This window comes from Streptomyces sp. NPDC104761, assembly GCF_055583445.1.
Genome location: NZ_JBVJNZ010000010.1, coordinates 192,615 through 210,280 on the forward strand (window position 1 = coordinate 192,615; position 17,666 = coordinate 210,280).

A 17,666-nucleotide genomic window follows, 5' to 3' on the forward strand; every position below is an offset into this window, starting at 1 on the left:
TTCCGCCCCCCCCCCCCCCCCCCCCCGCCCCCCCCCCCCCCCCCCCCCCCTCCCCCCCCCCCCCCCCCCCCCCCCCCCCCAACGCGGTCCGTCACGGCATGCCGCCGCCCCGCCCCGGTGCTTGGCTGAGATCCGGATCTCCGGGCGACGGGCCCGGCGTAGGCGCGCACGCATGGAGGAGCGGGACATCGTGAGTTCCACCGAGGGGACGTCCGCGTCCGGGGCGTCCAAGGACGTGATCCCCAGTCATCTGCTGCGTGGGCAGAAGGCCCTGGTGACCGGCGCGAACTCCGGCATCGGCAGGGCGACGGCCGTGGCCCTGGGCCGCGCCGGGGCCGACGTCGTCGTCAACTACGTGGCCGGCCGCGAGGAGGCCGAGGAGGTGGTCGAGGAGATCACCGGCCTCGGGGTCCGGGCCGCCGCCTACGAGGCGGACGTCTCCGACGAGCAGCAGGTCGTCGCCATGACGGACCGGATGGTCCGGGAGTTCGGCACGATCGACATCCTGGTCGCCAACGCGGGCCTCCAGCGGGACGCCCCGGTCACCGAGATGACCCTCGCCCAGTGGCAGAAGGTCCTGGACGTCAACCTCACCGGACAGTTCCTGTGCGCCCGCGAGGCCACCAAGGAGTTCCTGCGCCGGGGTGTCGTACCCGAGGTGTCGCGCGCGGCCGGGAAGATCATCTGCATGAGTTCGGTGCACCAGGTCATCCCGTGGGCCGGCCACGTCAACTACGCCTCCTCCAAGGGCGGCGTGCAGATGATGATGGAGACGCTCGCCCAGGAACTCGCGCCGAAGAAGATCCGGGTGAACGCGATCGCCCCCGGGGCCATCAGGACCCCCATCAACCGCAGCGCCTGGGAGACGCCCCAGGCCCTGGAGGACCTGATGCGCCTCATCCCCTACGACCGCATCGGCGACCCCGAGGACATCGGCCACGCGGCCGTCGCCCTCGCCTCCGACCTGATGGACTACGTCGTCGGCACCACCCTGTACGTCGACGGCGGCATGACCCTCTTCCCGGGCTTCGCCACCGGCGGCTGACAAGCCGGATCCCGGCTCTGCCGGCGGACCTACCCCTGCCGGGCGAGCCCCGACCGCCGGCTGTCGAGGGCCTGGTCCAGGGTGAGGGCCGAGTCGATGAGGGCGAGGTGGGTGAACGCCTGCGGGAAGTTGCCCAGCTGACGTCCCGTCGGGTCGATCTCCTCGCTGTACAGGCCCAGATGGTTGGCGTACCCCATCATCTTCTCGAACACCAGCCGCGCCCGGTCGGTCCGCCCCGCCCGCGCCAGGGCGTCGACGTACATGAATGTGCACAGCGAGAAGGTGCCCTCCGAACCGCGCAGGCCGTCGGGTGAGGCGTCGGGGTTGTACCGGTAGACCAGGCTGTCGCTGACCAGTTCGTCCTCCATGGCGTCCAGGGTGGTCGACCACATCGGGTCCCCGGGGGTGAGGAACCCGACCGTCGCCATGCGCAGCAGCGAGGAGTCCAGGACCTCGCTGCCGTAGTGCTGGACGAAGGCCTGCCGGTCCTCGCTCCAGCCCCTGGCCATGACCTGTTCGTAGACGGTGTCCCGTTCGGCCTTCCAGCGGTCGGCCGCCGACGGCCACCCCTTCGACTCGGCGAGGCGCAGCGCGCGGTCGAACGCCACCCACGACATCACCCGGCCGTACGTGAAGTCCTGGCGGCCGCCGCGGGTCTCCCAGATGCCCTCCTCCGCCTGGTCCCAGTGGTCGGCCAGCCAGTCCAGGTCCGTCCGCAGCGAGGTCCAGCCCCCGTGCCCGACCGTGAAGCCGTGCCGGTGCGCGAAGTAGATGCTGTCCAGGGCCTCGCCGTAGATGTCCAGCTGAAGCTGGCTGGCGGCGCCGTTGCCGATGCGGACCGGCGCCGAACCGGCGTAGCCCTCCCAGTGGTCGAGGATCCGCTCGTCCAGGTCGGAGGAGCCGTCGACCTTGTACATGATGTTGAGCGGGCCCGTGGTCCGGTCGCCGCCTGCCCCCTCCTTGACCCGGTCGCCCAGCCAGATGATGAACGCCCTGGCCTCCTCCGTGAAACCCAGTCCCAGCAGGGCGTACACGGAGAAGGAGGCGTCCCGGATCCAGGTGAAGCGGTAGTCCCAGTTGCGCTCGCCGCCCAGCTGCTCCGGGAGCGCCGCCGTGGGAGCGGCCACCACCGCGCCGCTCGGGGCGAAGGTCATGAGCTTCAGCGTGATCGCGGACCGCTCCACCACCTCCCGCCAGCGGCCGGTGTAGGTGGACCGCGCCAGCCAGGTCCGCCAGAACAACGCCGTCTCGTCGAAGAGCTGTTCGTGCTCGGCCCGCCGGATCTCCCTGGGCGGACCCTCGGCGCCCGTCTCCAGGATCAGCCCGCGCTGCTCACCGGCGGCCAGGGTGAGCGAGACCCGCAGGTCGGCGTCCTGGTCCGTCATGACGTCCGCGAGCCGCTGGTCCTCGGGCTCCCGGATGGGGTGCACGGTCAGTTCCGTGCCGTCCTCCGCGGCGAAGACGGCTCCGTGCGGGGTGAGGTGCAACTGGTGCTTCATGAGCCCGTAGTCGAACCGCGGGGCGATCTCCACGTCGAAGGTCATGGTGCCGCGGACACAGCGGACCAGACGCACCAGCCGGTGCCGGTCCGTGGCCGTCGTACCGGTCACGGGCATGAAGTCGACCACCTCGCCGGCGCCCGCCTCGGTCATGAACCGGGTGACCAGGATCGCCGTGTCGGGCAGGTACAACTGCTTGGTCGAGCAGGTCGGGTGCGCCGGCCGGACCGTGCAGTGGCCGCCCTTGTCCTTGTCGAGCAGGGCCCCGAACAGACTCGGCGAGTCGAACCGCGGGGAGCAGAACCAGTCGACGGCCCCGTCCGTGGTGACCAGCGCCGCGGTCTGCAGGTCGCCGATCAGCCCGTGGTTCTCGATCAGCGGGTAGTCGTCCATCGGGGCGCCCCTTCCGGTGTGCGAGTCACCCGAACGCACCCCCTCGATCAGCCTATGCCGCGGCCCCTGCTCCGGCTCGTCGGGCGGGACCCCCCGGATGCCGCCGGCCGGGGTCGGCGCTGCGCCGGCTGCCAGTACCGGGCCAGGGCCCCTTCGCGGTACGGGGCCGGCTGACGCTGAGGTCACCGGAGAAGGGGCGGTCCAGGACGAAGACGAGGAGCAGGCTGAAGCCGACGAGCCCGGCGACCGAGGCGACGAAGAGGATCTGGACCCGAAGAGGATCTGGACCCTCGGTTTGCGCATGCCGAACAGGAACGTGAGCGGGACCAGGACCAGTGCGCCCCCGACGGCCAGGGCCTGGAGCAGCGGGGGGAGTTCCTGGCGGGCCATGGTGATGCGGGCGCGCCGCTGGGAGGCGACGTCGTCGAGATGGCTGACGGTCTGCTCGTAGAAGACCTGCGCCTGCTCGCCCTTCGGGTCGTACGTCCGCAGCGCCTGGAAGGCGGCCTGGAGATGGGTCTCCGTGGCCCCGTAGCCGGGGTGCCCGGCGCGCATCCGCGGCCACTGGTCCTCGACGACCGCGTTGGACGTAGCCGCTCGTGGCCGAGTCGAGCCGGGCCCGCACCGCCGCCGGGAACGCGGCCGCGTCGCGGGTGATGAGCGCCGCGTCGGTGGCCTGGGCGGCGACGATGGTCTGGGTCTCCTCCAGCTGCGTCCACAGGGTGTGGATCACGAACGCGAGGGTGATCCCGTAGATGGCGCCGAACATCCCGGGCGTCACGCCTACCATGTCGTCGTGCTCCCGCCGGCCGGCGAAGGGTACCTGCGCCGCAGCAGCACGCTGCCGGCGACGGCCGGCACGACGGTGCCGCCGACGGTGACGACGGCCAGCGTGACGGTGCTGAAGTGGTTGAGCAGCCAGAGCGACATGGGCCCGGAGTCCAGGACGGGCACCACACCCCGAAATCCCAGCTCCGCGGGCAACTGTGGGCGCACCGGGAGAAGTTCACACCACCGAGTGAGCGGACCGGCGCGGTACGCGACCGGAGTGCCGGAGCCTAGTGGGCGGTGGGATCGCGCAGCCGCAGGTGGGCGACGACCAGCTTGCCGGTCTCCTGTTCCAGCGTGACCAGGCGCCCGCACAGCCGGGTGACCAGGTGCAGGCCGTGGCCACCGACACGGCCGGGATCGTAGGTGGACAGTACGGGCGGCCGGTGCGAACCGTCGCTCACGGCGATGCGCAGCAGGCCGGCGTCGGGCGACACCTCCAGGGACAGACCGCCGGGTCCGGGTGCGTGGCGCACCGCGTTGGTGACCAGCTCACTGACGACGAGCTGGGCGTCCTGGCTCGGCCGGTCATCCGGGTGGTGACCGGCCCGAGCCAGCAGGGCGCGTACGGCGACCCGGGCGTCGGCGATCGGGCTGTCCGCGGTGTCCCAGGTGAGGCGATGTCGCAGGGGCGCCCCGGGTTCCTGTTCGTCCGAGGCCCGATACTTCAGCGGGGTGACCATAGAGCTCTTTCCGTAGGCATCCTTGTCATCTCGTCACAGGCGCTCTCGCCGTTCTGCGAATTCGCTTACCCGCCGGTTCCTCGTTCATGAGGCGATCCGGCAAAGCGCCGCGATACCGGCACAACCGGTAAGGCCTCTCCCGGTTCGATCCGGGCCGCGTTCCCGGTGTGTGGACGGCGGTGTGCGTGGGGACCCGGGGTCACCTGCCGGGTACGCGGGGCCGCGGCCGGGAGCCGGGCACTCCGGGCAGAGCGCATGCCAGAACGGACAGGAGCAGCAACCGTGACTCAGGAACCGGCACCCCTGCCGCCCGACGACCCCACCCGTGACCTGGTCGTCGCCGACCCCGACGCGGCCGGCGCGACCCACGTCGCGCTCGCCGGCGACACCTACACGATGCTCGTGACGGGCGCCCAGACCGACGGCAGGTACTGCCTGATCGACATGCACGTGCCGGCCGGCGGCGGCCCCCCGCTGCACCGGCACGACTTCGAGGAGATGTTCACCGTTCTCGACGGCGAGATCGAGTTCGTCTTCCGGGGCACCACGACGAACGCGCGCGCCGGTACCACGGTCAACATCCCGGCCAACGCGCCGCACCACTTCCGCAACCGCTCCGCCGCACCGGCCCGGATGCTGTGCATGTGCACACCGGCCGGCCAGGACGAGTACTTCGAACGGTGCGGCGACAAGGTCGGCGGCCGGACCGCCCCGCCGCCTGGGCTCGGCCGCGGCGAGCTCGACGAGCGCCGGCGGCGCGCCCTCGACCTGGCACCCCACTACGCGACCGAGCTGCTCCCCGACGACGGCATGTGACGCGGCCATGCCGTGAACAGGGTCACAGCCCGAATTCGAGGGGCCCCTCATGTTAGCCTGGAGCCATGAGCCAGCACGTCCTGCCCGCGCCGAAGGAGCCGGCCAAGCCACTGCGCCGTGACGCGCAGCGCAACCGGGACGCGATCGTGGCCGCCGCCCGCAAGGCCTTCGCCGAGCAGGGGCTGGACGCGTCCCTGGAGGGTGTCGCCCGCGAGGCGGGCGTCGCCATCGGGACGGTCTACCGGCACTTCCCCCGCCGGCTCGACCTGGTCGAGGAGCTCTTCACCGCGAAGTTCACCGATCTGCTGGCCGCGGCCGAGGAGGCCGCCGCCATGGACGACGCCTGGGAAGCGTTCTGCCACTACCTGGAGCGGCTCTGCGAACTGCAGGCCTGTGACCGCGCCTTCAACGACCTGGTCTCGGCCCGGCTGCCCCTCCACGCGCTCGGCAGGGGAATGTACGAGCGCGCGCAGGAACGGGGCGCCCAGATCTTCCGCGCCGCCCAGGAACAGGGCGTCCTCCGCGCCGACGTCACCCCGGAGGACCTGGCTTTCGTGATCTGGTCCCAGGCCGGGATCATCCAGGCCACGCGCGCCGTCGCCCCCAACGCCTGGCGGCGCCACCTGCACCTGATGCTCGACGCGTTCCGCGCCCCGTGTGCCCATGAGCTGCCGGAGCCCCCGCTGACCCCGCAGCAGGTCGACCAGACCCTCACCACACTCGAGTGCCCCGAAGCGGACTGCCACGAGTGCCACGAGGAGGCATGAGGCGGCAGGAGACGGCGGCGGCGCCGCCGCGGGTGGGTTCAGTTCCCCGTCAGCAGCTGCGCCAGCTCCGCATCCAGGTCCAGCCGGCCGGGTTCCGTCCCCGGCGGCACCGCGGACCACGTCTCGCGGAGGAAGGACTCCACGTCCTGCGCGGGGAACCGGAGCAGGGCCGATCCGGCCGGTGAACACAGCGCGACGAGGATCACGTCGCGTCCCGAGTCGGTGCTCGGCCACATGTGCACGTCCCCCTGCCCGGTGCGCCCGCTCAGCGCCTCGGCGAGCATGTCGCGGCCGAAGAACCACTCGACCGGCTGTTCCTGGCCCGGGGGATGGAAGACGGTACGGACCGCGTAGGGGTCGTCCGTCTCGTACCGCAGTGCCGCGTGCATCGGCACCGACATCTCAGGTGACAGGACGAGCTCCACGGGGAGCTCGCACGCCACGATTCTGACCGCTCTCACTGCTTCACTCCTGCGTCCGGCCGACGTCGGCCCGGCGAACCGGCCCGGCCGGCCTGTGGCCGCGTCAGCGCTGGTGCAGGTACCAGTCGAGCTGGTCCAGGTACCAGCGGTCGGCACTGACGGTGACGGCGGTGGCCGACGGCCGCGCGTGCTCCGCGGGTGCCGAGGTGGTCGCCGCCGACGCCGAGCCGCCGGCTCCGAGAAGGGCTCCGCCCGCCACTGCCGTGGCAGCGACGGCGATCGAGACGCGCCTGATCCACCTGTTCATGGTCATTTCCTTGCCGTTTCCTTGTGCTGTGCGGCGCTCCGGAGATTCCGGACCGGCCGCCGGGTGCCGAGCCGCGGGAGACATCCGGAGGGACCCCTCATGTTCGACTCCGCCAGCGTACTTGAGGGGTGCCTCATGTTTACGGTGAAGCCCGTCACAGCACGTCGCAAGCGCCGGACCCGTGCAGCGGAAGACCGGATTGCGAGCGCGCCCCCGAACCGCCCGCCAGCCGCCGCCGGCCCGGCGGACAGAGGCGGTGGCCGTGCGGCGCGGCGGCCCGGCGATCGACTCGAAGGTGACCGTCCGCCCGGATGCCGACCCCCTTGCGTACGACCTTCCGGGCGGTCGCGGGCCGACCGTTGACAGATCTGGCTAACAGCATTAGCTTGAGGCTAACAGCGTTAGCCGCACTGGTCTCCTGGAGGACGCAATGACCGAGTACCTCGCCGTCGACGGCGGCACGATCGCTTACGAGGTGGCCGGGTCCGGCCCGCTGGTCGTTCTCGCGCACGGCATGGGCGACAGCCGCGCCGCGTACCGTGCCGTGGTCCCGCGGCTGGTGGCGGCGGGCTACCGGGTCGCCGCGGTCGACCTGCGCGGCTGCGGCGAGTCCAGCACCGACTGGCCCGCCTGGAGCCGTACCGCCATCGCCGGTGACCTGCTCGCCGTGATCCGCCACCTGGGCGGCCCGGCCGTGCTCGTCGGCCACTCGATCTCCGGCGGTGCCGCCACCGTCGCCGCGGCGCTGGAACCCTCGCTGGTCACCGCGGTCGTCGAGCTGGCACCGTTCACCCGCAAGCAGTCGGTCCGCCTGGGCGACCTGCGGGTCGGGCGGTTCCGGCGGGGCATGCTGCGGCTGCTCGGCGCGGGCGTGTTCGGCAGCGTGCCGCTGTGGCGGTCGTACCTCGACGTCGCCTACCCCGGCGTGAAGCCGGCCGACTGGGCCGAGCGGCTGGGCCGGATCGACGCCATGCTCCGCGAGCCGGGCCGGATGAAGGCCCTGCAGGGCATGGGCCGCACCACCCCGGCCGACGCCGGCGCGCACCTGGGCAACGTCCGCTGCCCGGTGCTGGTCGTGATGGGCACCCTCGACCCCGACTGGGCCGACCCGCACGCCGAAGGGGCGGCGATCGTCGACGCCCTGCCCGCCGGCCTCGGCAGCCTGGAGATGATCGAGGGCGCCGGACACTACCCGCACGACCAGTTCCCCGACCAGGTGGTCTCGGGCATGCTCCCCTTCCTCCGCTCGGCCGCCGCCCGTGCCTAGAAGCGGCCTGCACCCGGCGGCCGTCGTCGCGGCCGGTGCCGACCTCGCCGACGAGGTGGGCTTCGCCAACCTGACGATGGGCCTGCCGGCCGAACGGGTGGGCGTACGCACCCCGTCCCTGTACAAGCACGTGGGCGGCCAGGAGGACCTCAACAGGCGCATCGCCGCCAGGGCGTTGGAGGAGGCCGCCGACGCCGTGGGCGGAGCGACCCTGGGGCACGCGGGCGGCGAAGCCCTGGCGGCCGCGGCCCGCGCCTTCCGCGCCTTCGTCCTGGCGCACCCCGGCCGGTACGCCGCCACGATCGGCGCGGAACCGGCCGGCCCCGACGATCCCCTGGCCGTCGCGGGGCAACGGCTGCTCGGCGCGTTCACGGCCGTCCTGAGCGGCTACGAGATCCCCGAGTCCGACGCGGACCACGCCCTGCGCACGCTCCGCAGCCTCTGCCACGGCTTCGCGACGCTGCAGGCGGACAACGGCTTCCGGTGGAGCTCCGGCGTCGACGAGAGCTTCGACTGGCTGATCGCCTTCACCGACCGGGGCCTGCGCGCCACCGCACGGCGCACGTGAGCCTCCGGCAGCCGCGCCGCCCGCGCGCTCGCGTGCGCCACAACCCGACATGGCCGCCCTCGCCTGGCGAGCGTGCCCCCGGGGCCGACCGTCGCCGGTACGGCCTCCCCCGGCTGGTACGAGACACGGACCCGCCGTGACGCCGATGGCCTTTGCCGCCTGGGCACGGCAACGACCCCGACCGCATTCCTAGTCCCAACCTAACCACTTAACTCACCTTGACAGGTTAGATGGGGCGTGCTCGACTGGCGATGTAACCACTCAAGCTCGACAGAAGGGTTAGAGACATGGCACTCGCGGCGCCCGCAGTCCACCACCGCACCACCACCGTCGACGGCCTCGAGGTCTTCTACCGGGAGGCCGGCGACCCGGAGGCCCCCGCGGTCGTCCTCCTGCACGGCTTCCCGACCAGCTCGCACATGTTCCGCAACCTGGTCCCGGCGCTCGCCGACCGCTACCGCGTGATCGCCCCCGACCACATCGGGTTCGGCCAGTCCGCGATGCCGAGCCCCGAGGACTTCCCGTACACCTTCGACGCCCTCACCGAAGTCACCGCCGGCCTGCTCCGTCACCTGGGCGTCGAGCGGTTCGCGATGTACGTGCAGGACTACGGGGCCCCCATCGGCTGGCGGCTCGCCCTCCGGGCCCCGGACCGGGTCACCGCGATCATCACCCAGAACGGCAACGCCTACGAGGAGGGCTTCGTCAAGCCCTTCTGGGACGGCGTCTTCGCCTACGCCGAGTCCCCCGGGCCGGAGACCGAGGCGCCGATGCGCGCGGCCCTGACACTCGAGGCCACCCGCTGGCAGTACCTGAACGGGGTCGCCGACCCCAGCCTGGTCAGCCCCGACAACTGGGTCCACGACCAGGCCCTCCTCGACCGGCCGGGCAACGCCGCGATCCAGCTCGGGCTCTTCCGCGACTACCCCACCAACGTGGACCTCTACCCGCGGGTCCACCGGTACTTCCGGGACTCACAGGTCCCGTTGCTGGCGGTCTGGGGCGCGAACGACGAGATCTTCGGCCCCGCGGGCGCGGAGGCCTTCCGCCAGGACCTGCCCGACGCCGAGATCCACCTCCTCGACAGCGGCCACTTCGCCCTGGAGAGCCACCTCGGCGCCATCACCGAACACATCCGCGACTTCCTCGCCCGCACCCTCGCCTGACCGCAGGACGTCAAGGCGGCAGCGTCCGGTCCCTGCGTAACGCCGCGTCAGGGTCGCTGTGGCAGCGGTGTGGCGGTGAACATCCCGGCGGCGTCGAACGTCGTCTTCGGCACGCCGCGCCGGGGTTTCAGGTGGCCCGCGGTGGCGTCCGCCCATCGCCGGTGGGACCCGCGAGGTGCGCGAGCGGTGGGGCGCGTCATGCGTACACGGTGCTCGCGACCGGTGTCAGCGTCGGCGCCGGCCCGTCCCGCGGCTTCCGGGCGCCGTCGCCGGGCTCCCCGCGTGAGGCGCGTGGTAGCGTCCGTATACTCCGTATACAACGTGTATGCGAGCACTGGGGGTGGCCGTGACGTCCGGGCGGGAGAAGGCGTACGGGTTTCTCAAGGACACGGTACTGACCGACCCCGGCATGCAGGGCGCCTTCCTGTCGGAGCAGGAGCTTGCGGACCGCATCGGCGTCTCCCGCACGCCCGTCCGGGAGGCGCTGCTGCAGCTCGCGGCCGAGGACCTGGTCGAACTGGTGCCCAAGCGGGGCGCCCGGGTGACCCCCCTGACCGGACGGCAGATCCGCGAGCTCATGGAGCTGCGGGGCATCGTCGAGCGGTACGCGGCCGAGCAGCTCGTCGCCGCGGGACGAGCGCCGGTGGCGGAGCTGCGGTCCCTGCTGGCACGGCAGCGTGAACTCACCGGCGCCGACCAGGCCCGCGAGTTCATCGCCGTGGACCACCGCTTCCACTCGGCCCTGGTCTCCGCCGTCGGCAACACCCTCCTCGACCGGCACTACGACGGCCTGCGCAGCCGTCAGGTCCGTACCGGCGTGACCGCCCTCTTCAACCAGCAGGGCCGCCAGGAAGCGGTACTGGCGGAACACGAGGCCATCCTGCACGCCCTGGAAGCCGGTGACGCGCGGGCCGCGTGCGCCGCCATCGACCACCATCTGGAGTCGACCCTCAAGGTGCTGCTCGCGGGCTAGGCGGCGGGGTAGGTGATCACCAGCATGGTGACGCCGTCCGGGGACGTCCAGGGGCCGTGCGGCATCCCGGGCGGACGGCAGGCGTACATGCCGGCGGTGAAGGTCCGGTCCAGCGTCAGGTCGTGCAGGGCGCCCGCCACCAGGTAGACCTCCTCCCAGAAGTCGTGGCGGGTCACCCCGGCCGCCGAGGTGTCGGTGCCCGGCGCCCAGCGGACCAGCGCCGTACGGGACCCGCGTGCCGGGTCGTCGGCCAGGACGCGCTCCTCGACACCCGGACCGGCGCCGGCCGGGGTCCGCCACGGACCGTCGGGAAGGTGGAACTCCAGCTCGGGCTTGCTCATCGCCACACCTCCGGGCGCCGGTTGGCCAGCACCGAGGTCCGCTGCCGGACCGCCGCGACCTCGTCGACGTCCAGGTCCGCCACCAGCAGCTCGGGCCCGGCGCCCAGCGCGTGCCGCACGGTCCCGTCGGGTCCGGCGACGAGACTGTGCCCGATCCCCGTCGGCGCGGTACCCGGTCCGGTGCCGGGGTCGGCCTGGTCGACGGCGGCGAGCCACACGGTGGCGTCCAGCGCGCGGGCCCGCACCAGCAGCTCCCACTGCTCGCGCTTGCCGGGCCCGGCACCCCAGGAGGCGGCCAGCAGCGTGCCGGCGGCGCCGGCGTCGGCGTGCGCCCGGAACAGCTCGGGGAAGCGGACGTCGTAGCAGGTGGCCAGGCCCAGCCGTACGCCGTCCACCTCGATGACCGTCGTGGCGGAGCCCGCGGCCACGGTGTCGGACTCGCGGAAGCCGAAGGCGTCGTAGAGATGGATCTTGTCGTACGACGCCTCGACGCCGGGCCCGGTGGCGAGCAGGGTGTTGGCCACCCGGCCGCCGCCGGCGGTCCCGTCCGCCGGGGTGAACATGCCGGCCACGACGACCGTCCCGGTGGCCAGGGCGATCCGCCGTACGCCGTCGGCCCAGGGGCCGTCCAGGGGTTCGGCGAGCGGTGCCAGGGGGGTGCCGAAGCAGGCCATCGACGCCTCCGGGAAGACGACGACGCGGGCTCCGGCGTCCGCGGCCCGCCGGGTCCACTCCTCGATGAGGACGAGGTTCTTTCCGGGGTCGGGGCCGGTGGTGAGCTGGCTCAGGGCGATGCGCACGGTGCGCTCCTCCTCAGAGGCGGGTGGGGACGGTGTCCGCCGCGGGCGCGGCGAGGGCGGCGTCCTCGTCGGCGGCGGCCTCGGGGCCGCGCCCCAGACAGACGCCGACGAGGGAGACGGCCGAGGCGAGGGCGATGTAGACGGCCAGCGGCGCCCAGGTGCCGTAGGCGCTCAGCAGGGTGGTGAACAGCAGCGGGGCGACGGCGCCGCCGATGATCCCGGCCAGGGTGTAGGCCAGGGACGAGCCGGTGTAGCGCAGCCGGGGCGTGAACTGCTCGGCGATGAAGGCGGCCTGCGGACCGTACAGACAGCAGTGGATCACCAGGCCCACGACGACGCCCGCGGCGAGCGGCAGCCAGGTGCCGCCGCCGATCATCGGGAAGAACACGAAGGGCCACACACCGGCGGCCACCGCGGCGCCGCCGTACAGCAGACGGCGGTCGACCCGGTCGGAGAGGGCGCCGGCCAGCGGCATGAGGAAGACCTGGACCGAGGAGCCGATGAGCACGGCCGCGAGGGCGGAGCCGCGCGACATGCCGAGCTCCTGGGTGGCGTACGTCAGGACGAAGACGGTGAACATGGCGTACAGCACGTCGGGGCCGACGCGGCAGAGGATCGCGGCGAGCAGGGCGCGGGGCTGGGTGGTGAACACCTCGCGGATCGGCGCCTCGGGGCGGGAGTGCTCGGCCTCCATCGCCCTGAACACGGGCGTCTCCTCCAGCTTCGCCCGGATCCACAGCCCGAACGCGACGAGAACGCCGGAGAACAGGAACGCCACGCGCCAGCCCCACGCCTCGAACTGCGCCTCGGTGAGGAGCGCGCCGAGGGCCGCCAGGACACCGTTGGCCAGCAGGTTCCCGGCGGGCGGACCGACCTGCGCGGCGGAGGCGTAGAAGCCGCGGCGGCGCGGGTCCCCGAACTCGCTGGACAGCAGCACGGCACCGCCCCACTCGCCGCCGACACCGACGCCCTGCGCGAAGCGCAGCACCACCAGGGCGATCGGGGCGGCCACGCCGACCGAGGAGTACGCGGGCAGGACGCCGATCAGGAACGTGGCCACGCCGATCAGCACGAGCGTGGCGATCAGCACCTTCTTGCGGCCGATCACATCGCCGAGGCGGCCGAACACGAACCCGCCCAGCGGCCGCGAGACATAACCGACCGCATAGGTGGAGAACGCCAGGAGGGTGCCGGTGAGCGGGTCCTCGGAGGGGAAGAAGAGGTCACCGAAGACCAGGGCGGCCGCGGCGGAGTAGACGGCGAAGTCGTACCACTCCAGAGCCGTGCCGGTCAGGCTCGCGACGAAGGCCCGGCGGACGCCGGAGTGCCGGTCGGAGGCCCGACAGGAGACCTGATCGGACGCCTGGCCGGACGCCTGGCCGGACGCGTGGGCGTCACCCTTCGGGATGTCGGACATGGTTCCCATCCTTGTCGGGGAGAGGCCGGGGACATCGACCTTCCGGCATACTTCTTGTATACAGGTCGTATGCGCAACCCCTGCGCGGAAACTTCACCGCGGCGAAACGCGACGAAACACGGCTGAACGCCGTGAAACGCGGCGAGCGACCGCCGCCGCGGTCCCGTCACCCGATCCCTGGGAGTGCCCTCATGGCCGTGCTGACCTTCGAACTGCCCGACGGATCGACGCGCGAGGTCGACGTCGTCCAGGTCCTCAACGCCGGGTACGCCGGGCGCAGCCAGGAGGACGTCGCCGCACACGTCGCGGAACTCGCCGAGCTGGGCGTACCCGGTCCGTCCGCGACGCCGGCCCTCTACCCCGTCTCCCCCTACCTCGCCCAGCAGACCGACCGCGTCCACGCCCAGCACGGACACACCTCCGGCGAGGCGGAATGGGCGCTGGTCGTGGCGGACGGCGGGGAACTGCTGCTGACCGCCGCCTGCGACCACACCGACCGCGACCTGGAGGTGCACGGCGTGGCCTGGAGCAAGAACGCCGGACCCGACGTCCTCGCCCGCCGCGCCTGGCGGCTGGCCGACGTCGAGTCCCGCCTCGACGACCTCACCCTGCGCGCCTGGGTCACCCACGGCGACACCCGGACCGAGATCCAGCACGGCACGCTCGCCGAGCTCCTCGCCCCCGCCTACTGGATCGACGTCCTGCGCTCCCGGGGCGCGCTCACCCCCGGCACCGTCCTGGTCTCCGGCACCATCCCCATGGCCTCCGGCGTCGACCAGTTCGCCGACGGCTGGAGCGTGGAACTGGCCGACCCCGCCACCGGAGACACGATCCGCCTCCACTACGACGTCCGGCCCATGCCGGCCCCCATCGGCTGACCGACGGCACGCCATGGGCGTCGTCGCAGGAGCACACTGGGGGCGGCTCGGCAATGACGGAACATCTCTGGCGTACGCGCCGACCTGGAGGTGCTGGGATGCGCTGGTGGACCGGGGGATGGATGGTCGCCGCGATGGTCGTCCTGGCCGGATGCCACGCGTCGGAGGGTGGCGGACCGGTGGGAGGCCCCTCGGACGACAGCTCGGTGAGCCCGGCCACGGAAAGCCCGTCCGCGTCGGCCACCGGCCCCTCCGCCGTGCCGGGGAGCTGTGCCGCCGGGCACGAGAAGGTCACCGTCGGTCCTGGTGACGCGGTCGAACGGCGACTCTGTGTGCGGCCCGGGACCGTGATCTCGCTCGTCCTGCGGCCTCGCACGGACGACAAGCGGTGGACGGCCGTGCGGAGTTCCGCACCGGCTCTCGTCCTCGCCTCCGGCTGGCGGGTGGACGCGGACGGTACGTCGCGGGCTTCACTGCGGTGTGCGGGGACCCGGGCCGGTGCGGCCCAGGTCACCGCGTCGGCGAAGGCACCGGACGTGGCGGGTGCCGCGAGGGTCGCCTTCACCCTGCACGTGAGCGTGGTGCCGTACCCGACGCAGGGGTGACCCCGGCGGCCCGGGATCACCCCTGCACGTCACTGCGTCAGCTGCGCCACCTACCCCACTTGCGCCACTTGCTTCAGTGGCAGTCGCGCACGTCGGTGGTGTAGATGCCGCGGCCGTGGGTGGCCGCGTACAGCGTCCTGCCGTCCGGGCTCAGCTTGAGCTGGAGCACGGCGACGGCCGGGAGGCTGCCGACGCGCTTCCAGGTCGTGCGGCCCGGTGCGCGGTAGACGACACCGAGGTCGGTGGCGACGGCGAGGCCGCCGTTCGGTGTGACGACCGCGGAGTTCGTCGGCACGTCGGGGAGGTTCTTCGAGATGTCCTTCCAGGTGGTGCCGCCGTCGGTGGACTCGAATACGTGGCCCACGCCCGCGCCGGGACCCTCGGTCCAGTGCCGGGAGAAGCCGTTGACGGCGAGGAAGACGTGGTCGGCGTTCTTCGGGTCGACGGCGAAACCGGCGAGGTAGCGGTTGGGCACGGTGCCGTCCGCGCCCGTGCTCGGCAGGGTGATGTCGTGCCAGCCGGTGCCGTCCGCGTTGCCGACGGAGATGCCGCGGGCGAAGCCCTGGTTGTTGCAGGGGCCGCACCAGGCCGCGTACACCTTGCCGCCCGAGGCCGCGACGGCGGTCGCGGTGCGGCCTGCGCCGAGGTCGTACACGCTGGTCCACTCGTCGCCGCTGCGGATGGCGTAGCCGTGGGTCTGCACCCAGATGTGGCGGCCGCCGGCGATCCAGGTCGAGCTGTTCTTCGCGTCGGCCGTGATCGGGGCGATGAAGCGGGCCTCACCGGTGGCGTTGTCGGCGGGAGCCACGTTGTACGACGTGATCCTGCTGGGGTCGGTGACCCAGCTCCCGTCGTTCACCGCACAGTTCTGGGTCACCTGGACGGCCAGGTAGACGTACTCCTCGGCGATGTTGCAGCCGTTGGCCGGGTCGGTGAGGGTGTCGCCGCCGTCGCCGCCGAAGTCGGAGCCCATGACCTTGTCGTTGCTGCGCAGGATCGACTGGCCGTTGTCCTGCAGGCCGCCGGTGACGGAGACGCCGCCGTAGGTCAGGTCCTTGCCGACGCCCACCGAGTAGTACTGGAGGGTGTCGATGGTGCCGTCGTTGAGCGAGGTCCAGTCGGTGGCGTGCCCGGAGGCGTCCTGGGAGCCGTTGAGCGGACGCCTGTAGGCGCCGCCGTCGTTGCCGACGTAGACGAAGCTCCTGCCGTGGTAGCTGCCGATCGCCACGCCGTGCTGGTCGGAGTGGGTGGTCTGGTTGCAGTCGCCCGTCTGCTTGGCCGGGTCGATGCTCCAGCACGGGAAGCCGAAGTTCCAGTACGGGCCGACGGTCGACCAGCTGGTGCCGCCGTCCTTCGTCTCGTAGACCTCCTCAAGACCCGCGTACACGTGCTCCGCGTTCGCCGGGTCGACGGCCAGGAACTGGTTGTACCAGGCCTGCACGCCCGGCATGTAGCCGCTGCTGGTGAGCGCCGAGCCGTCGGCGGCCAGGCCCTGGTAGTCGGCGATCTTCGTCCACGGGCCGGTGGGAGAACCGGACTTGGAGACGTAGATGCCCTCCAGGCCGCTGTCCGGGTTGGTGTTCAGCTGTTCCGGGGACTGGTCGATGGCGTAGTAGCGCGAGCCGTCGGCCGAGCGCGCGAAGGTGACGTTGCCGACGTCGTCCGCGTCGGCGGGCAGGTCGCCCAGGCCGCTGGTGATCCGCGTCCAGGTGCCGCCGGAGCCCTTGGTGTAGAAGCCGTTGTAGTCGTCACCGCTGCGCCAGCCGACCGCGAGGACCACCTTGGACGGGTCCTTGGGGTCGATCGCGATGTCGTTGGCGATGTTCTTGTACGCGGCCGAGGCGTCGTTCGCGAGGGAACCGCCCGGCAGGTAGTCGGGGTTGGGCGCGAACTCCAGCTTCCAGGCGCCGGTGAGCTTCTTCGTGGAGTGGCTCCACACGCCCTCGCTGGTCGCCGCCCACACCTTGCCGCCGCCGAAGCGGAGTTCGTGGATGGTGGTGGACTCCAGCTCGTCGCCGCCGACCCGGCTGCGGGAGGCGAAGGTGCCGTGGTGCGGGTCGGACAGGACGTAGACGCCGCTGCCGAGGTAGGCGTCCGCGTTGGTCGTCGCCTCGCCGGTGCCCAGCCACAGCCGCCCGGTGCCGTCCAGCGCGAGCGCGCCGGTGGACTGCGAGGGCAGCCTGTCGCTGATGGGCTGCCAGTGGCCGCCCCCGGTGCGTGAACGCCACACTCCGCCGCCCGCACTGCCCGCGTACACGTATCCGTCGTCGTCGGCGGCCATCGCGGCCATCCGGCCGGTCACGTTGCCCGAGCCGCCGCTGGAGTTGGAGTCGTAGTCCCGGTAACGCGGGTCGTCCGAGTTGTACGGCAGGTCGGTGACGTTGCGCCACCTGTTGCCGGTGCTCGACAGGTTGGTCAGGTCGGTCCAGGCGGCGCCGTACGCGCCGGGTGCGACGACGCCGGGTGAGGTGCGGGCCTCCGCGTACTGGTCCGCGCCCTCGGCTATCTCGTCGGCCTCGTTGCCGTCGTCGCCTCCGTCGCCACCACCGCCGTCCTCGGCCTTCGCTTCGGGGCTTGCGGCACCCACCGAGTGCATCCGCTCGGCGGCCAGCCGGGCGAGCGCGCGGGCCCCGAAGGGACCGCCGTCCGGGCCGGCCGCCGCGCCGGCGGGTACCGCCACGAGCGCGGCGGACGCGGTGATGGCGCAGATCGTGAACCAACGTCTCTTACGGGTCGGTGCTGACACCGGGTCCTCCCCATCGGGAACGGGTACAGCCGTCGGGGACGACCCGACCACCGCCGGCAGGGGCCGTCCGGCTTTTGGACATCCCTTGACCAGAACCTGTCACTTCACATGGCCGGAAAGCCCCCCCGCCCCGTCGCTCCGCCGC

At 72.4% G+C, this 17,666-nt stretch carries 18 protein-coding genes and 2 pseudogenes; 9 read left to right on the forward strand and 11 right to left on the reverse strand.

Annotation, left to right across the window (positions count from 1 at the left end; translation table 11 throughout):
- Positions 1 to 250: 250 nt before the first annotated feature.
- A complete protein-coding gene (locus ACZ63F_RS26645) occupies positions 251 to 1,045 on the forward strand; it encodes an SDR family oxidoreductase (RefSeq protein ID WP_469714553.1) in 795 nt (264 codons plus the stop codon).
- Positions 1,046 to 1,074: 29 nt separating this feature from the next.
- Here the strand turns inward: ACZ63F_RS26645 and ACZ63F_RS26650 are convergent, their stop codons facing one another.
- The 5 genes and pseudogenes from ACZ63F_RS26650 to ACZ63F_RS26670 all read right to left on the reverse strand — a co-directional run bounded on the left by ACZ63F_RS26650 (position 1,075) and on the right by ACZ63F_RS26670 (position 4,448).
- Positions 1,075 to 2,937 (reverse strand): glycoside hydrolase family 15 protein, encoded by a 1,863-nt coding sequence (locus ACZ63F_RS26650; RefSeq protein WP_469714555.1) that lies wholly within the window; start codon positions 2,935 to 2,937, stop codon positions 1,075 to 1,077.
- 333 nt (positions 2,938 to 3,270) lie between these two features.
- Positions 3,271 to 3,492 (reverse strand): annotated as a pseudogene (locus ACZ63F_RS26655) (bestrophin-like domain); the annotation flags it as partial.
- 49 nt (positions 3,493 to 3,541) lie between these two features.
- Positions 3,542 to 3,727 (reverse strand): annotated as a pseudogene (locus ACZ63F_RS26660) (bestrophin-like domain); the annotation flags it as partial.
- Positions 3,721 to 3,867, reverse strand: a complete 147-nt coding sequence (locus ACZ63F_RS26665; protein WP_469714277.1) for a hypothetical protein — start codon at positions 3,865 to 3,867, stop codon at positions 3,721 to 3,723. The gene ACZ63F_RS26665 and the pseudogene ACZ63F_RS26660, both read right to left, overlap by 7 nt.
- 128 nt (positions 3,868 to 3,995) lie before the next feature.
- A complete protein-coding gene (locus tag ACZ63F_RS26670) occupies positions 3,996 to 4,448 on the reverse strand; it encodes an ATP-binding protein (protein ID WP_469714279.1) in 453 nt (150 codons plus the stop codon).
- Positions 4,449 to 4,730: 282 nt separating this feature from the next.
- On the opposite strand from ACZ63F_RS26670, the gene ACZ63F_RS26675 reads away from it, so the two are divergent.
- Together ACZ63F_RS26675 and ACZ63F_RS26680 are read left to right on the forward strand one after the other, a co-directional pair.
- Complete coding sequence (locus ACZ63F_RS26675) at positions 4,731 to 5,264, forward strand: cupin domain-containing protein (RefSeq protein ID WP_469714282.1); 534 nt, start codon at positions 4,731 to 4,733, stop codon at positions 5,262 to 5,264.
- Between the two features lie 65 nt (positions 5,265 to 5,329).
- On the forward strand, positions 5,330 to 6,031 hold the full coding sequence (locus tag ACZ63F_RS26680; protein ID WP_469714284.1) for a TetR/AcrR family transcriptional regulator: 702 nt from the start codon (positions 5,330 to 5,332) through the stop codon (positions 6,029 to 6,031).
- A gap of 38 nt (positions 6,032 to 6,069) precedes the next feature.
- Here ACZ63F_RS26680 and ACZ63F_RS26685 read toward each other — a convergent pair whose 3' ends face one another.
- Complete coding sequence (locus ACZ63F_RS26685; protein ID WP_469714286.1) at positions 6,070 to 6,492, reverse strand: SsgA family sporulation/cell division regulator; 423 nt, start codon at positions 6,490 to 6,492, stop codon at positions 6,070 to 6,072.
- A 64-nt stretch (positions 6,493 to 6,556) separates the two neighbouring features.
- Complete coding sequence (locus ACZ63F_RS26690; RefSeq protein WP_469714288.1) at positions 6,557 to 6,760, reverse strand: hypothetical protein; 204 nt, start codon at positions 6,758 to 6,760, stop codon at positions 6,557 to 6,559.
- A gap of 430 nt (positions 6,761 to 7,190) precedes the next feature.
- Here ACZ63F_RS26690 and ACZ63F_RS26695 point away from each other — a divergent pair, with 430 nt between their 5' ends.
- The 4 genes from ACZ63F_RS26695 to ACZ63F_RS26710 all read left to right on the forward strand — a co-directional run bounded on the left by ACZ63F_RS26695 (position 7,191) and on the right by ACZ63F_RS26710 (position 10,734).
- The gene (locus tag ACZ63F_RS26695) at positions 7,191 to 8,027 is read left to right on the forward strand and encodes an alpha/beta fold hydrolase (protein WP_469714291.1); all 837 of its coding nucleotides are present in this window, start codon (positions 7,191 to 7,193) and stop codon (positions 8,025 to 8,027) included.
- 76 nt (positions 8,028 to 8,103) lie between these two features.
- Positions 8,104 to 8,595, forward strand: coding sequence for a TetR-like C-terminal domain-containing protein (locus ACZ63F_RS26700; RefSeq protein ID WP_469714556.1), 492 nt, complete (start codon positions 8,104 to 8,106; stop codon positions 8,593 to 8,595).
- A gap of 287 nt (positions 8,596 to 8,882) precedes the next feature.
- Positions 8,883 to 9,761, forward strand: a complete 879-nt coding sequence (locus ACZ63F_RS26705; RefSeq protein WP_469714292.1) for an alpha/beta fold hydrolase — start codon at positions 8,883 to 8,885, stop codon at positions 9,759 to 9,761.
- A gap of 325 nt (positions 9,762 to 10,086) precedes the next feature.
- Positions 10,087 to 10,734: a GntR family transcriptional regulator gene (locus ACZ63F_RS26710; RefSeq protein WP_469714293.1), complete on the forward strand. Its 648-nt coding sequence runs from the start codon at positions 10,087 to 10,089 to the stop codon at positions 10,732 to 10,734.
- Here ACZ63F_RS26710 and ACZ63F_RS26715 read toward each other — a convergent pair.
- The 3 genes from ACZ63F_RS26715 to ACZ63F_RS26725 are packed head-to-tail and all read right to left on the reverse strand — an operon-like array spanning position 10,731 to position 13,292.
- On the reverse strand, positions 10,731 to 11,075 hold the full coding sequence (locus tag ACZ63F_RS26715; protein WP_352356504.1) for a cupin domain-containing protein: 345 nt from the start codon (positions 11,073 to 11,075) through the stop codon (positions 10,731 to 10,733). The two genes, ACZ63F_RS26710 and ACZ63F_RS26715, sit on opposite strands and share 4 nt — an antisense overlap.
- Positions 11,072 to 11,875: a carbon-nitrogen hydrolase family protein gene (locus ACZ63F_RS26720; RefSeq protein WP_469714295.1), complete on the reverse strand. Its 804-nt coding sequence runs from the start codon at positions 11,873 to 11,875 to the stop codon at positions 11,072 to 11,074. The genes ACZ63F_RS26715 and ACZ63F_RS26720 overlap by 4 nt, the downstream gene beginning before the upstream one ends.
- Positions 11,876 to 11,888: 13 nt before the next feature.
- Positions 11,889 to 13,292 (reverse strand): MFS transporter, encoded by a 1,404-nt coding sequence (locus ACZ63F_RS26725; protein ID WP_469714297.1) that lies wholly within the window; start codon positions 13,290 to 13,292, stop codon positions 11,889 to 11,891.
- 191 nt (positions 13,293 to 13,483) lie between these two features.
- Here ACZ63F_RS26725 and ACZ63F_RS26730 point away from each other — a divergent pair, with 191 nt between their 5' ends.
- Together ACZ63F_RS26730 and ACZ63F_RS26735 are read left to right on the forward strand one after the other, a co-directional pair.
- On the forward strand, positions 13,484 to 14,170 hold the full coding sequence (locus ACZ63F_RS26730; protein ID WP_469714299.1) for a DUF2848 domain-containing protein: 687 nt from the start codon (positions 13,484 to 13,486) through the stop codon (positions 14,168 to 14,170).
- 98 nt (positions 14,171 to 14,268) lie between these two features.
- Complete coding sequence (locus tag ACZ63F_RS26735; RefSeq protein ID WP_469714300.1) at positions 14,269 to 14,775, forward strand: hypothetical protein; 507 nt, start codon at positions 14,269 to 14,271, stop codon at positions 14,773 to 14,775.
- A gap of 73 nt (positions 14,776 to 14,848) precedes the next feature.
- Here ACZ63F_RS26735 and ACZ63F_RS26740 read toward each other — a convergent pair whose 3' ends face one another.
- Positions 14,849 to 17,521, reverse strand: coding sequence for a WD40/YVTN/BNR-like repeat-containing protein (locus ACZ63F_RS26740; protein ID WP_469714302.1), 2,673 nt, complete (start codon positions 17,519 to 17,521; stop codon positions 14,849 to 14,851).
- Between the last annotated feature and the right edge of the window lie 145 nt (positions 17,522 to 17,666).